Annotated in this window: 10 protein-coding genes; 2 read left to right on the forward strand and 8 right to left on the reverse strand. The window is 59.4% G+C overall.

Features of this window, described 5'->3' with window-relative positions; genetic code table 11:
- Nucleotides 1-33: 33 nt before the first annotated feature.
- Entirely contained in the window at nt 34-1,674 is a 1,641-nt protein-coding gene (gene groL, locus ACVWYQ_RS16035) for a chaperonin GroEL (protein ID WP_456725915.1), read from the forward strand.
- Nucleotides 1,675-2,362: 688 nt separating this feature from the next.
- Here groL and ACVWYQ_RS16040 read toward each other — a convergent pair.
- The gene (locus ACVWYQ_RS16040) at nt 2,363-2,710 is read right to left on the reverse strand and encodes a hypothetical protein (protein WP_456725916.1); all 348 of its coding nucleotides are present in this window, start codon (nt 2,708-2,710) and stop codon (nt 2,363-2,365) included.
- 485 nt (nt 2,711-3,195) lie between these two features.
- Nucleotides 3,196-5,310, reverse strand: a complete 2,115-nt coding sequence (locus ACVWYQ_RS16045) for a prolyl oligopeptidase family serine peptidase (RefSeq protein ID WP_456725917.1) — start codon at nt 5,308-5,310, stop codon at nt 3,196-3,198.
- 998 nt (nt 5,311-6,308) lie between these two features.
- Between ACVWYQ_RS16045 and ACVWYQ_RS16050 the strand changes: the two genes are divergently transcribed.
- Nucleotides 6,309-7,046: a carbonic anhydrase gene (locus ACVWYQ_RS16050; RefSeq protein WP_456725918.1), complete on the forward strand. Its 738-nt coding sequence runs from the start codon at nt 6,309-6,311 to the stop codon at nt 7,044-7,046.
- Between the two features lie 1,251 nt (nt 7,047-8,297).
- Here the strand turns inward: ACVWYQ_RS16050 and tnpC are convergent.
- From tnpC to ACVWYQ_RS16080, 6 genes are all read right to left on the reverse strand, one after another.
- Complete coding sequence (gene tnpC, locus ACVWYQ_RS16055; protein ID WP_456727156.1) at nt 8,298-9,776, reverse strand: IS66 family transposase; 1,479 nt, start codon at nt 9,774-9,776, stop codon at nt 8,298-8,300.
- A gap of 122 nt (nt 9,777-9,898) precedes the next feature.
- A complete protein-coding gene (gene tnpB, locus ACVWYQ_RS16060; protein ID WP_063980520.1) occupies nt 9,899-10,255 on the reverse strand; it encodes an IS66 family insertion sequence element accessory protein TnpB in 357 nt (118 codons plus the stop codon).
- A complete protein-coding gene (tnpA, locus tag ACVWYQ_RS16065; protein WP_456725919.1) occupies nt 10,252-10,689 on the reverse strand; it encodes an IS66-like element accessory protein TnpA in 438 nt (145 codons plus the stop codon). The genes tnpB and tnpA overlap by 4 nt, the downstream gene beginning before the upstream one ends.
- Before the next feature lie 475 nt (nt 10,690-11,164).
- Complete coding sequence (locus ACVWYQ_RS16070; RefSeq protein ID WP_456725920.1) at nt 11,165-11,812, reverse strand: FkbM family methyltransferase; 648 nt, start codon at nt 11,810-11,812, stop codon at nt 11,165-11,167.
- A gap of 1,107 nt (nt 11,813-12,919) precedes the next feature.
- Nucleotides 12,920-13,339, reverse strand: a complete 420-nt coding sequence (locus tag ACVWYQ_RS16075; RefSeq protein WP_456725921.1) for a DUF7694 domain-containing protein — start codon at nt 13,337-13,339, stop codon at nt 12,920-12,922.
- Nucleotides 13,321-13,506 (reverse strand): hypothetical protein, encoded by a 186-nt coding sequence (locus ACVWYQ_RS16080; RefSeq protein ID WP_157286246.1) that lies wholly within the window; start codon nt 13,504-13,506, stop codon nt 13,321-13,323. The genes ACVWYQ_RS16075 and ACVWYQ_RS16080 overlap by 19 nt, the downstream gene beginning before the upstream one ends.
- Nucleotides 13,507-15,044 lie beyond the last annotated feature (1,538 nt).

Raw genomic sequence — 15,044 nt, forward strand, 5'->3', positions numbered from 1 at the left:
ATGAGACCAAGTGAAACACTCAGGAAAACCCACATGTCAGCCAAAGAAGTTAAGTTCGGCGTAGACGCCCGCGACCGCATGCTGCGCGGCGTCGACGTTCTCGCCAACGCGGTGAAGGTCACACTCGGTCCGAAGGGCCGCAACGTCGTGCTCGACAAGTCGTTCGGCGCTCCCCGCATCACCAAGGACGGCGTCACCGTCGCCAAGGAGATCGAGCTCGACGACAAGTTCGAGAACATGGGCGCGCAGATGGTGCGCGAAGTCGCCTCCAAGTCCGCTGACGCGGCCGGCGACGGCACCACCACCGCCACCGTGCTTGCCGCTGCGATTGTTCGCGAGGGTGCCAAGTCGGTCGCCGCCGGCATGAACCCGATGGACCTCAAGCGCGGTATCGACCTTGCGATCGAAGCCGTCGTGGCCGACCTCGAGAAGAACTCGAAGAAGGTCACCTCGAACGACGAGATCGCCCAGGTCGCCACCATCTCGGCCAACGGCGATGCCGAGATCGGCAAGTTCCTTTCCGACGCCATGAAGAGGGTCGGCAACGAGGGCGTCATCACCGTCGAGGAAGCCAAGTCGCTCGAGACCGAGCTCGACGTGGTCGAGGGCATGCAGTTCGACCGCGGCTACATCTCGCCCTACTTCGTCACCAATGCCGACAAGATGCGCGTTGAGATGGACGATGCCTACGTCCTGATCAACGAGAAGAAGCTCTCCTCGCTGAACGAGCTGCTGCCGCTGCTCGAGGCCGTGGTGCAAAGCGGCAAGCCGCTGGTCATCGTCGCCGAGGACGTCGAAGGCGAGGCCTTGGCCACGCTCGTCGTGAACCGCCTGCGCGGCGGTCTGAAGGTCGCGGCCGTCAAGGCTCCGGGCTTCGGCGATCGCCGCAAGGCCATGCTGCAGGACATCGCGATCCTGACCGGCGGCCAGGCGATCTCGGAAGATCTCGGCATCAAGCTCGAGAACGTCACGCTCAACATGCTCGGCCGCGCCAAGAAGGTGATGATCGACAAGGAGAACACCACGATCGTCAACGGCGCCGGTAAGAAGGCCGACATCGAGGCGCGCGTGGCCCAGATCAAGGCGCAGATCGAGGAGACCACCTCGGACTACGACCGTGAGAAGCTCCAGGAGCGTCTTGCCAAGCTCGCGGGCGGCGTCGCGGTGATCCGCGTCGGCGGCGCGACCGAGGTCGAGGTGAAGGAGCGCAAGGATCGCGTCGATGACGCGATGCATGCGACCCGCGCGGCCGTGGAAGAAGGCATCGTTCCGGGCGGCGGCGTCGCCCTGCTCCGTGCCTCCGAGCAGCTCAAGGGCCTGCGCACCAAGAACGAGGACCAGAAGACCGGCGTCGAGATCGTGCGCAAGGCGCTGTCGGCCCCCGCTCGCCAGATCGCGATCAACGCCGGTGAAGACGGCTCGGTGATCGTTGGCAAGATCCTGGAGAAGGAGCAATACGCGTACGGTTTCGACTCGCAAACCGGCGAGTATGGCAACTTGGTTTCAAAGGGCATCATCGATCCGACCAAGGTGGTGCGCACCGCGATCCAGAACGCAGCCTCTGTTGCCGCCCTCTTGATCACCACGGAAGCCATGGTTGCCGAGCTGCCGAAGAAGAATGGAGCCGTGCCCGCTATGCCGCCGGGAGGCGGCATGGGCGGCATGGACTTCTGACCACTCTCGCTAAAAATGCGACCCCGGCAGCGAAATGCCGGGGTCGTCTTTTGGCGCAGAACTCTTTCCACATTGCGATTCTGGTGCGCTAGTCTAGTGCTCGCCGGATATGGCGATCAGCAGTTGCCAAAGCCATACAGACGCTTCGCTTAGGATTTCGCCGCCTGCGCGATAATGGCATCCGTCAAGTCAGGGCAGGCGGGAGGAACGGATAATCAATTGCATAGAACGGCAGACCTGGAAGCCGAAGGCACGGCATTTTGATGCGACTATCCCATCAAGGCCGGTCCTCCTCTGTGACGTTGGCGACCTCGGATCAGTTCAACCGTCCTGGAATATGCCGGGCTTGCGTCGTGCAACAAGCCGCACCGCAGGTGACGCGAGTCTCTCTGGAATGATTACGAACACAGCATGTCCTCAGGCACGATGAGAACTGGCGAAGCGGAAATGCCGCTCGTCCATCTATCTCCTCTGAGAAATCGGCACCGGAGTACAGAGCTGGCAAACCGCACTTAAACGAGCTAGCTAGAGGTTGGGCGCTAAGAGCGAACCGAACCGGCGATCGTCCGCCAACTCAAGGAGCGCCCTCTGCACAGGCGCTTACTGACCGACCTAAACGGATGACGCCTGCAAGAGGTAGTGGTTTCCGGGAAGACTGGAGCACGGTCGACAATCAGAAGCAAAGAGCTTAATCCAGTCGGAAGCGCTTTCGCCCGAGCGCTACGAGTTCCCGGTCGGTCGAAGGATTGCTTGTCTCGACTTGGATGGTGAGGTCCAGCCTGTTTGCTCTCAGAAAGTGCATTAGCTGAGTGTGCTCGGTCTCCGGCCCGATGATCAGCAGATCGGTGCAGCTACTCAGGACCCCACCTATCCTGACGAGAAACGTTGAATCATTATTCACACCGGAAGCTCCAATCGTACACGATTTATGCGCGCGCACGGTCGTGGCGCTGACGCCCGTTAGCCCTATGAAGAATATCTTGGCAATGAGTCGGTCGATCCACACCACCGCGTGCGAATGAATCTGTTCTGCCATTTTCTAACCCCTGAATGAGAGCGCAAGCCGCTCACGCAATTGCCTGCGGCTGATGATGCCGAACACAGCGTCGATGGACTGGCGGCAGATCGCGTTTACCCTGAGCATCTTGCTGCTCGGAAAGCAAAAGCTTCATGCTGCGGGCTGCGTCTTCATCACTGAAGGTTTGTGGACTGCGCTCCGTTGTCCAAAAATCATCCGAATGATCCTTGCACGGAGGAGAGCTCTTTGCTGAGAGGTCTCGCGGAGCTTGGGAGTAACTGGATAGAGTCATAGAGCGCAAGTAGCTCGATGGGGATCGCTGTTATAAGCGGGACAATCAAATCACGATAATCTGCCCTTCCGTGAACCTCGCGCGCTTCACCTGTCCGCCTTCTTTTAGGGTACAAACAGGCCCGCTCCGTGAGCTCTCCATTCAAACGCGCTGATGCCGACAGGCCACCAACTGCGCTGGCGGCCTCAACGAACTCCCTCGCTGACATTACTCAATCCACAAGCCGCTTGGATGCATAGGTGTATTCGAGTGCCAGCCGGCGCGCATGTTCCTTGAGATTGGCAGCCACGCTGTGTCCACCCTCGAAGTTCTCAAAGTAAAAATAAGGCTGGCCGAGGGCAGCAAGCCTAGCGGCTGCCTTGCGGCCGTGCGCCGGGTGCACGCGATCATCCTTTGTGGAGGAGAGAATGAAAGGCATCGGGTAGGTCTTGCCGGGGACCAGCCTCTGATAGGGCGAGTAGGCCTCGAGCCATCCGCGCTGCTCCGTAACGGCGGGATCACCATATTCACCGATGTAGGAGGCGCCCGCGGCCAACTTTGCGAAGCGAAGCATGTCGAGCAGCGGCACCTGCATGATTGCCGCATTGAAAAGGTCGGGTCGCTGCGTAATTGCGGTGCCTACCAGCAGACCTCCCTGGCTGCCGCCGACCACGCCCAATCGACGCGGAGAGGTGATCTTCCGGCGAATCAGGTCCGCGACGGCGATGAAATCGTCCCACGTCCGCTGCTTTGTGGCCCCCTGGGCAGCCTCGTGCCATCGCGGCCCAAACTCGCCGCCGCCGCGCAGGTTTGCCAGAACATATGCATTGCCCTGCTCAAGCCAGAGCCGCCCTATCGCTCCGTCAAACAATGGCAGGAGCGGTTCTTGAAACGCGCCATAGCCAGTGAGAAGGGTTGGGATCGGCTCCCCGAGCCTTGCGTTCTTCGGACGCACCAGAGAGTAGGGAATCTTTGTCCCATCGAGCGAAGTTGCCTCGAACTGCTCCACAACGTGGTTGGACGCGTTGAACTGAGGAGATGTCGTCGTCACCATTTTGAGACGTTTGGTCGCCGCGTCGAAGTACCAGCGGGAAGTCGGCACGAGATAGCTGGAGACCGTGAACAGCACCTCGTCCGTTTCAGGGCGAACGGCTGACAGGCTGACGTTCATGTTGACAGGGAACGGGATCGGCGTAGCCCGCCAGTCACCCTGGTCGTAGCTGTAGATGAAAGCCTTGCTCTGACCATTGTCAAGGATCGTCAGGATTAAAGCGCTCTTGGTGACCACGAGCCCGCTGAGCGCATGCCGAGCCTCGGGCTGGAAGACCACCGAGGGCATCGCGCGAAGCGGATCCTGCTTCCATTCGGCCAGGTCATATGAGAGGATCGAACCCGCAACAAAGTGGGTGCTTTCGGACAGCGCCCAGTCTTCGTCGAGCGTCACTAGCAAGCGGTTACTGGCGATGCCAACGATGTCCGCCATTTTTGGCAGGTTAAGCTTGATCGGTCCTTTGGGCCCGAGAAGCACATACTCCCGCTCGAAGGCGCTGATGGCGCGTATGGCGCCGATCGCATGAATCCTGCCTTCGCTGTCCCGCAGCACGAAGGTCGCCGTCATCGCATCGTTCGGCTCCCCACGGAAGACCTCCCGCGCTTGAACCAGCGGCTGAGCGCGCTTGAGCTCCTTCACGACGAAGGGATAGCCCGCCGGCGTCATGGTCCCTTCGCCCCAATCGCGCGCGATGAGTATTGTGTCGCGGTCGACCCAGCTGACGTCCTGCTTTCCCTCCGGAAGATCGAATCCGGTTGGTACGAAGGCCTTGGCATGCCGATCGTACTCGCGAATGAACACAGCGTCCTTCCCGCCGTCAGAGAGCTCGACGAGGCACAGGCGCTCTTCGGGCGGCAGGCAGCTACCGCCCTTCAAGACCCAGTTCTTCTTCTCCGTGGCCGCCGGCTCGTCAATACTAAGAATACTCTCCCAGAGCGGCTCCGAGCTGCCATAGCCGTCAGTGGTACGACGCCAGATGCCGCGCACGTGGCTCTCGTCCTGCCATAACTTGCCGAGACCCTGCCGCTCCGACGAAACATACGGGATCCGGTCCTCGGCTTGGAGGATGCTCAGCGCCTCCTCATAGAAGCGATGATAACGGGGTTCTGATTGGAGCACTCCGAGCGTCTTATCGTTCTCGGCGCGCGCCCAAGCGAGTGCGCGCGGTCCATCGATCACCTCGAGCCAAAGGAAGGGATCCTCTACCGCCGCCGCATGGGCCGGTTTCTGGGGTAATGCCGCAGATGACAAAAGCGCCATTGAAAGCAACGCGGTGGCGAGGAGTGAGTGTTTCATAGAAGTTATCCTGAACTGCTTGGGCCGCCCGGCTCGCGCAGTTTGGAGCTGGGCAGAGCGAACGGACGATGCGCATTGGGTCGCGACAACGGATATGCGCCGGACTGTGACCGGACCAACGAAGCAAGCGGCGTGCCGCCGGAAATTCCGAGGTCCCCCGGTGGCTCAGTGCTCGCCCGTCGGCACCTGACATTGCGGCGTTAGCTTCGGCAGCATTGTCATGAGTTCTACGCTTCTGTCGCACTTGCAAAGTTCGCCTCGCTCTGTTTGACAATAACGCTAATGATTGCGCTAAATGGGCTGGCGGCTTGCTTAGTGGCAAACGGCTCGTATTCAGAAACGGCAGTTATCCATTCAGTTGCAGCATTTTGTGAGAAACCCCACACTCCGGGGCTCGATGATCACTCTTTGCAATCTCACGGATGTTTTCTCGCTCCCGAATCAGGCCAACGTGCTTTAGTTGTTCATCAGGAGTGGCCGATTGGTGCGTTCGCTATTCACTGACCTCCGCGACGGGGTGCCTAGACCAGATTGGTCTTGGCCGCGGAGCACCGATTACCGCAACGGCAGTCGTGATCTCGTTTTCGCCAACCGAATTCGGCGGAATACATGCTGTGCTATCCAACTTTGTTCCGCACTCAGCAGGAACGGCGCTGCACAATAGGCCGCACAATACTGCATTGGAGAAAGGCTGCCGATGTCCTGGCATGCGGGCAAGAGTCGCACGGGATGAAATTACTTGAACCTCACGCTGCGTCAGGACGTAGTCTGGAAATCGTTATGAAGGTCGCGAAGACTCTTTAAATTCTGCTCGCGGCCATCTCGGACAGGCTCACAAGGGTGCAACGAAGAGCAGCTATAGATGTAAGGGCGAGCGCATCGATCACTTGCCTGTACAACTCGGTTGATTGCAGCTCAATTTGGTCAGGCGCGGGTTCTGCAGCGAAGCGAGGCCGAAATCACGCAACGCACTGGAGAAGCTCCCTCAGAGGAAAGACATGTGTGAAGAGTGCCTCCCGATCCTGCCTCGTCCGACGGTGCCATCCCGCCGCTCTCTGGTGCTATTCGCTGCTTCGGCGGCCGGCATGCTGCTTGGCGGCAGGATCGCGAGCGCGATCGAGCCAACAGCGCCGCCCAAACCAGATAACCTGCTCTCGCCAAAGGCTTCGCTTGAGCGACTAATGGAAGGCAATGCGCGCTATGTTCAGGGCGTATCGCGAGGCGGCGACTTCAGGCACGAACGCAAAGCTCTGGTCGGCGGGCAAAATCCATATGCGGCAGTCTTAACATGCGCCGACTCACGAATCGTCCCTGAGTATGTTTTCAATAGCGGACTTGGCGATCTGTTCGTTTGCCGTGTCGCTGGTAATTTCGCCAACGATGAGACCATCGCCAGCATGGAATATGCGGTGGCCGTGCTAAATACCCCCCTAATCCTGGTACTCGGCCATGATCGCTGCGGCGCTGTCGGTGCCGCGATCAAATCCTTGAAGGACGACACTACTCTGCCAGGGCACATTCCATCCCTTGTTGCCGCACTTGCGCCCGCGGTGAAGGCTTCTTCTCAGGAGAGCGGGGATGCACTCGCCAATGCGATCCGGCAAAATGTGGCTGAGAACGTCTATAAGCTCATTTCGGCAGCCCCGCTCCTGAAGTCGGCAGTCGAGCAGAACAGACTGAAGGTCGTCGGGGGTCTTTATCGGCTCGACACCGGCAGGGTCGATCTGCTGAGCTGACCGTCACCCGAGCGCTTCTCGAGCGGCCGCAGGTGAGCAAGATAATAAACCCACTGAGATCCATCCATAGCGCCCATTGGCCTCAACCTGACAAATCGCTTCAGGCCAGGTTGCAAGCGGACTGGCCGCTTCCCGGAGCATGCAGGCCAGCGAGCCGCTCGTGAAGTGCCCACTCCCGCAGTGCTGAAGACCGACATAGCATGGCAAGCTCCCGAACATCTGCATCGGTGCTGGACGGGCGCTGGGTCAGATCAGCAGGGCTCTGCATGTATCGAGCACGGCGCGGTCGTTCTGGTGATGTGGCATCCAGATGAGCAGCGCTCGACAGGCTCATCATGACTATTCTTCAATCAGGGACCTTGGCGGCAAGTCGCCTGGTTCGCTCGAACCAGTGGTTGTCGCTCTTGGGAAAATGGCCATGTCTCGTTTGAGATCGTCGAAGTTCGTTATACCTTTGGCTCAGCTAACGAGGAGCTCTCCGATAGAGTGACCTTAAGGTTCGTGTCGGCTAAGCTGACCACGCGAGCTTTTAGAGAAGATCGGCCCATCGGAGATCGCATCGAATGATGATGCGCAATTGCCTGAATCGCTTACACGGGGCAAGCCTCATCAGTAGACAGATTGAATTGTAAGTTACGAACGGTCTTGGCTGGCTGAGCGCTAGGAGTTTAGAGAATTTGTGCGACCGCTCGCGAAAGGCATTGAATCGCACGTAGCGTCATATTGTACGATCTTGGAATGAGGCCGAGATCTCTGGCAAACCAACGCAGGCTACCCCTTAGCATCTGGGGTGACGGCATACTTGTCTGTGGCATTCTCATGTCTTTGGCGTCATGGCTTTCGAGTTGCGTCCGCGTACCGCCATCCCGCTTCCGCATGGCCCACTCTACCAGCGGCGAGCGAATGCTGACCGAGTCATCCGCCTTGTCGCGGGCTGCCCGACCACGTAGGCCGATCTCATCCTCAGCAGAGGGACGGAGGCGATACCAGATTTAGATCGGATGTCGATCTCGTATTAGAATTTGCGGCACTCCTAGCCGCAAATATGCCGTTGGCAACTCTCCCTTTGCCGACGATTGGTGCGATGCGTAACAGCATCGCTCCGTTCCAGTCTGACTTAGCCCGGCTTCAGAGAATGAGGCCGGGCCTTTTTTCTCTGGCGGGAAGATGCTTGCTTTGTTGACGCGGCAACTGCCGCGACCATCTCGCCCTGGACCAAGCCGATGCGATGCCCATCCGTAAGCGTCGTTCTCAGGCCACGGCCTTGAGAGCTTGAGCGCGGTAGGCCCATGGCAGTAGCTGGTCGATGTCGCGGTTGAGATGACCTTTGACGATCCTGGTCAGGACGTCGGTGAGATAGGCGAGCGGATCGACGTCGTTGAGCTTGCAAGTCTCGACCAAGGACGCGACGACAGCCCAGTGTTCGGCACCACCGTCGGATCCGGCAAACAGCGCGTTCTTGCGACTGAGCTTGATACCACGGATTGATCGTTCGACGGTATTGTTGTCGAGTTCGATGCGGCCGTCTTCGATGAAGCGCGTTAAGCCTTGCCAGCGCGAGAGGGCGTAGCGGATGGCTTCGGCGAGCTTGATCTTCTGGCTGATGAGAGCCAGCTTGGCGCGCAGCCAGGCCTCGAAGGCATCGGCCAGCGGCCGGCTCTTCTGCTGCCGCACGAGGCGACGTTCCTCGGCGCTGCGGCCGCGGATCTCCTTCTCGATCGCATAGAATGCAGCAATGTGCTTCAGCGCCTCGCTTGCGATCGGCGCGGGGCCGGCTGTCGCGAGTTCGTAGAAGTTGCGCCGCATGTGCACCCAGCAGAAGGCGAGCTCGACCTCACCGCGGTCGGCAAGCTTTGGGTAGGCGATGTAGCCATCGACCTGCAGGACGCCCTTGAAGCCGGCAAGATGGCTGAACAGCCGCTCGGCTTTGCGGTCGGGTGCATAGACATAGGCGATGCCGGGCGGATCGAGGCCGCCCCAGGGCCTGTCGTCGGCGGCATAGGCCCAGAGCTGGCCGGTCTTGGTGCGCCCTCGACCGGGATCGAGCACCGGCACCGTCGTCTCGTCGGCGAACAGCTTGGACCTCGCGCGAAGCACCGTGAGAAGGCGCTCATGCAGGGGGCGCAGATGGAAGGCGGCATGCCCAACCCAGTCCGCCAGCGTCGATCGATCGAGAGCGATGCCCTGGCGGGCATAGATCTGGGCCTGCCGGTAGAGCGGCAGATGATCGGCATATTTGGACACCAGAACCTGGGCGACGGTTGCCTCCGTCGGCAGTCCGCCCTCGATCAAGCGGGCCGGAGCCTCGGCCTGCAGGACGCCATCTTCGCAGGCTCGGCAGGCGTATTTGGGACGTCGGGTGACGACAACGCGGAACTGTGCCGGCACCATGTCCAGCCGCTCGCTCTTGTCTTCGCCGATCCGATGTAGTTCGCCCTGGCAGCAGGGGCAGGTCTTGGCGTCGATGTCGACGACGACCTCGATCCGCGGCAGATGCGCCGGCAGTGCCCCGCGGTTGACGCGGCGCTTGCGCGCCCGTTCCGCCCGGCCTTCCGGGGCGGTCTCGTCCTGACCGGCCTCGGCAGAGGCCCCGACCTGCTCGACGTCCTCGAGGCCCAGCAGCATCTGTTCCTCGGGAAGCGACTCCGCCTTCCGGCCAAAGCGATGACGCTGCAATTCCTTGATGATCTGGCGCAGCCGCTCGCTCTCGTGCCGCTCGGCAAGCAGCATCGCCTTCAGCGTCTCGGGATCATCAGGAAGGTTATCGCTCACAGGCAAATCAGAGCATATTCGCGCCCGCCTGACGACGTGCTCGATGCCCCTGATTCACTTCGCCGCAGCGCGGCCCACAATTATCCGGCTTGCGTCGGGACGACCGTCTCCCGTGCCGCGTGCACACGCCGCCAATCAAGCCCTTCGAGCAGCGCCGACAATTCCGCCGCCGACAAACGCATCACGCCATCCTCGATCTTCGGCCAGCGGAAGACGCCTTCCTCGAGCCGCTTGGCGAACAGGCACAAACCCGTACCATCCCAGAAGATCAGCTTGATCCGGTCCGCCCGCTTGGCACGGAACACATAAACAGCACCCGAGAACGGATCGGCCTTCATGTGCTCGCGTACCAACATGGCAAGCCCCTCCATTCCCTTGCGGAAGTCGACCGGCTTGGTTGCCACCATCACCCGGACAGTGCCGGACGGGCCGATCACCGGCTTGCCTTCAGCGCATGGACGATGGCCGCAATCATCGCCACGTCCGCGCCTCGGCCAACCCGGATAGTGACGCCTTCGGCTTCGATCTCGATGCCCCCGACATCCGGCTTGGCCTTGCATCGCGCTGGCTTGCGCTCATGGCCAACCGCCACGGCCGGTACCACGGCGTCTACCACCGCCGGTACGAACGGCGGATCGTCAGCCATCGGCGTCGGCAACTGGCGTGCTTGCCGGCGCCAGGTGAACACTTGTTGTGGGGTCAGCCCGTGTCGCCGGGCAATCTCGGAAACGACCGCGCCTGGTACCAGCGTCTCCTCGACAATCCGGGCCTTGTCGTCCTTGGAGAACCAACGACGGCGTCCCGTCTCCGTGATCACTTCCAGCCGGCGCGCCGTCACGTCCGACTTAAGCGTATGGTCAAGCATAGACATGAGCCGATCCCTTCAAAGAGATCGTGAACCTCCCCTATCCCATGTGCCGCGAGAAGGTGGGAACGGAACGACGCTTACGCCCATCCGGCGGCAGATGAACAACAACCATGGCCCTGGTCTGGCTACAGCGGCTCGTCACGGAAGGTCCTTTCGTTGGCTTACGCGCGCCGACGAAGACTCGCGGACGGTCAAATGGACGCAGCTGAGCTGATCCGCTATTGCGAGCTCGCCTGTACCACGCAGCCTTTCACACCCAGCAGTGAACCGCCAGGGCGATCGCATCATCGAACCTCTGGCGGAGCGGTTTACCAACGCGGCGACCGGCACAATCACCTTGACTGGAGCGGGTCATCATTCCGCGCAACGTGAGCTACCGCCATCAGGGACGGCAGTCTCAAGCAAATTTTTCGGCCCTTCTGTCACACCTCGAGACATAGCGGCCACTTCCGCACCAGTGCAGATGAAGGGATTTGCCTCAAAAACGCGTATTCTTGAGCAAGACATCGCCTTCCACTGCGCGCGGGTAGTGAGTCGACACTTCGAAGAATGGTAATAGATTGAGGATGGCTCGCAAGGACAACTGCCCTTCGTAGAGCTCCTGGTCGCTATATTCCGTGTAGATGAAGCGCGTGTTGCTCAAGGTCTGCATTCCTCCAGCAATGACATCAGATTCGGCTCCCTGCACATCCATCCAGATCAAATCAATGTTGCTCAGACCCGCTTCGCTGCACCAGTCGTCCAGGCGTCGGGTTTCAACTGAGATGGGACGGTCGAAGCGGACCCAATCATATTCGGTAAGATGATTTTTCGGACGGCGGATTGAGCCAGAGAGGTCCCATTCTTTTGCATCTCCTTCTCCATTGCTTGGATGGAAATCGACCCTCCCGTTTCGATCGCTGATCGCGATCTCGAACAGACTCACCTTGTCAAGATCCGGACCCATGTTCTTCTTGAAGCGAGCGCTCGCTCGGGGATCCGGCTCAAAGCAGTATAGTTGGGCGTGTGGACACAGTTTGAGAAACTGTTTCGTATCCGTTCCATCGTTGCAACCGATGTCCAGGATAACCGGATTTTTCTTCTGAAGCAGCGAAAGTATGTGCTGATGTTCGTCGACTTTTTCCATTGGCGCGCAGATCCACTAAAGCTTCCCTCTTCTAGAGCGAAATCACACGCCATAGGTACCGCCGCAACGCATATCAACGTATATAGTTTACATCACTGGATATGATGCAAGCCGGCGTGACAGCCCAGGACGACCGGATGGAGAAGTCGTAAGCAACTCGAAGAAGGAGCTGATGCTTACCGGCGACACGTATCGTCCAAGTTCAATGATGCCCCTGAATCCCTGACTGGCCCACTCTCATAATTTGAGCGATGGGGCCGATTTTAAACTCAGATCGACTACCCCTGGGATCTACGCCATCAGTCTTCGAAACACTAAAGTCGCGTCGGATGCGCGTAGGCGATTTATGTATCGTGCTAACAAGTCATTGCCAGCACCGGATACTCACGCCCGACGGCCGCAGGAAAGGTTGGCCGACATCGTTCAGCGCCAGCGTCTGTGCCGCGCCCGAGGACTGGATCGAGGTGATGTCTGGGATCACCTCCATTTTGAAGGACGCGGGCCGACGCGCGATCCCCCACGTCCAAGAGCGATATGGAACACGCTCCCGAACGGGTCACCTGAGGCCGGCACACCGCTATTGGGCCGACCGCGGAAGCTTAGCAAGCGGACCGCGTGAACGACATCGGCCCGTAGCCGCTCGCGATTGGTGAAAGCGGGCATCCCGAAATGCCGCTCGGCATCAAAGATGATATCTGACATCGCCAAGTACCTTCCGGCTGCCTCGATACCGAGAGGTCAGCCAGTGCACCCTTGGTCTGGGCGAAACAGTCCATCATGACTGCCTGCCGGAGCAAATGCTGGCGCAAGATTCGATCTGATGCATTCTTACGGAAGACGCAACTTGCCCCGACGGAGCGGCCACTTAAAGCCTGCAGCGCCGGCTCCGTCGGGGTAGCGCGCGAAGGTGAGGCCAGCCCAGCCGTGGCCACCGGAATGCCAATATTGCCAGTTTGGCTCTTGGCGTAAGGCGAGACGTGCCGATTGATCGGCGACATCGCAATCGACGTCTGTCTTTGCCTTCCATCAAGGGCGCTTGCTTCGCCTATGGAACTATCGAAGGTGTAAGCGGAGCAGAAGCCCCTCCTCGATTATCCATGCAGCCCATCACGATATCGCTTGCATCTGTGCAAGCAAGGTAGCTGCCTCGGAAGGTCCCAGCCCAACGATGCCCACGAAGCCCGGTGGCGGCATCGGAATATCCCGATTGATGGGCTTCCAGAGATGCAGGCAGTACCGGCTGTTATTCACGTATTGCGAATGGGGCGGATGCAGCTGCATCACACATTCCTCTTCGTCCCAAAACAGGTCCTTGACGAAGCACATCTCTTCCCAGTTTGGACAACGCCGTAGTGTCGAGACGGAGACATGCTCCCAGCCTGGGCGGACGAGTGCGGTGATGTTGAGCTGACAGCCACAGGGCCCTTGCACAAGAAAGTGACCGCAAGGACCTGATCCAGGAGCGCTGGCAAGTCGGCCCGATCGTATGCGGCCCGCCTCAAGCTTTTCTATGATCTGCGATCGCACGCTGTCTCCTTTGCTCCGCGCATATCGTTGAAATCCACATAGATGACGTTGTTCTGCATCTCGTCAATTGGCGCCAGCTCGCTCCTGAGCCCCAAGCTCAAGCACCATGGCTCGGCATACTGATGCATCTTCACCCACCGGTTAAGCAAGCGGTAGACGTCGAGCATCTAGCGCACTCCACCGAGTTCTGTTGAACTCAATGGGCGCAGGCGGCCCGCCCATCTCGCCCACCGTTCAGGCTGACACAGAGAGACGCTGGACTATGTCGCTGCTCATATCCCATCCCCGGTGCATTGAGACCTGGCAACGTAATCCGGAGTGGCGAACAGCCTATCTAGCCCCCTCCCCGGGTTTGGTCGCAAACGCGATGATATCCCGATCGATCGTGCCTCCCGATGTACTACCTAGGCATTCGTATGCCGTCGCTGCCCGCCGAGCCTGAAACAGTGGCAATAAGTCATCTGTGTGGCGCCACGGACCAATTCTACGCCTAGCAGCCGACTAGCGCTGCCATCGTCTGGGTAGCCAATTAGCGGTTCATTGATAATTTGGACTGCCTTGACGCCGAGGCTCTCCATGCGATCCAGGGGCAGACTCATCTTGACACTTCTCGCCTCACCGACGACTTGCGACCCGATGTGACTCATGAGTCGCTCTGCAAATGCAACCGCTCCAGCTGTATCATCGATAACTTTAAAAGGACTAATGGACCGCAAGACACGGTGCAGGATTTCGGCCAATAGCGAATCGGTGGGATCTCGGCACCGCGCTTGCAATGTGACAGAGGCGCAGGTGGCGCATTCACAGGAGCAAGTGTTTCGGCGCGACTGATCGCTCTGCCCGCTCCCCGGTCGGGTCTAACTGGCCGTTGGTGCGCGCGTACGGCCTCAGACATTTAACTTGCATGACATGCTCAAACCGAGCGCGGCTACCTTTTTTGAAGGGCAACATCGCAACTGGCCCGATTATCGCAAGAGAGTGACTAACTGGTGGGGTGGACCGCTTTGTAGAGTTCGTGTCGGCTTATCTTGCAGCGATCGTCGATGCCGCGCCCAAACGTCACTTAGACCGATCTTCGGGGCGACAATGACGCCTCTGCGGCCACACAACACATCCAGTCCATTTCAATTCTCGCATCACGCTTCCAACTACAGGTGAACGACTGGCGATGACCCTTCACTTTCACCGAGCCATCGAGCATCTGGAAGTATGGAGCGCAACGGAGGATGGTTTCTCATTTGTGATCACCTATGAGACCCCGACCGGTCCCGGCTTTCACGGACGTTCCGGCTATGTGGCGTCTTGGCGACCACTTGGCGATTGCCGTGGCGCCATAAAAGTCGGTGGTTCGCCCTTCCGAACGTTCGCCACGGCTGAGGGGGCTTGCAACAGAATGCTCGAATATCTGACGGAGAAGAACTGATGTGAGGCTGAACGTCCACTGCGCCGCAGACCGCGGGTGCACCGTGCTACGGCAGCCTTGGCCAAGACAGTCCTGCCAGCCCTGGCCATGGAGAACACCTTCCTTAGTTGTCTCACCAGCCGACTTCTCGCCCAGCCGCCATAAAAAGGTTCAAGTTCATTCACGGTGCGCGCGTACGCACACGCAAACAGAGACTCTCAGCTGAAAAACATCGTCGCGTTGATTGAGCAATTCCGAGAATAGCGCCAGCGAATGAAGACACGCCAGCTCGTGCAGGCATGC

It is taken from the genome of Bradyrhizobium sp. USDA 3397 (genome assembly GCF_054060965.1).

Bases quoted from the DNA above. Each gene is read 5' to 3' on its own strand.
- groL (WP_456725915.1), top strand. From the start codon at position 34: ATGTCAGCCAAAGAAGTTAAGTTCGGCGTAGACGCCCGCGACCGCATG.
- ACVWYQ_RS16040 (WP_456725916.1), bottom strand. From the start codon at position 2,710: ATGGCAGAACAGATTCATTCGCACGCGGTGGTGTGGATCGACCGACTC.
- ACVWYQ_RS16045 (WP_456725917.1), bottom strand. From the start codon at position 5,310: ATGAAACACTCACTCCTCGCCACCGCGTTGCTTTCAATGGCGCTTTTG.
- ACVWYQ_RS16050 (WP_456725918.1), top strand. From the start codon at position 6,309: ATGTGTGAAGAGTGCCTCCCGATCCTGCCTCGTCCGACGGTGCCATCC.
- tnpC (WP_456727156.1), bottom strand. From the start codon at position 9,776: ATGCTGCTTGCCGAGCGGCACGAGAGCGAGCGGCTGCGCCAGATCATC.
- tnpA (WP_456725919.1), bottom strand. From the start codon at position 10,689: ATGTCTATGCTTGACCATACGCTTAAGTCGGACGTGACGGCGCGCCGG.
- ACVWYQ_RS16070 (WP_456725920.1), bottom strand. From the start codon at position 11,812: ATGGAAAAAGTCGACGAACATCAGCACATACTTTCGCTGCTTCAGAAG.
- ACVWYQ_RS16080 (WP_157286246.1), bottom strand. From the start codon at position 13,506: ATGCTCGACGTCTACCGCTTGCTTAACCGGTGGGTGAAGATGCATCAG.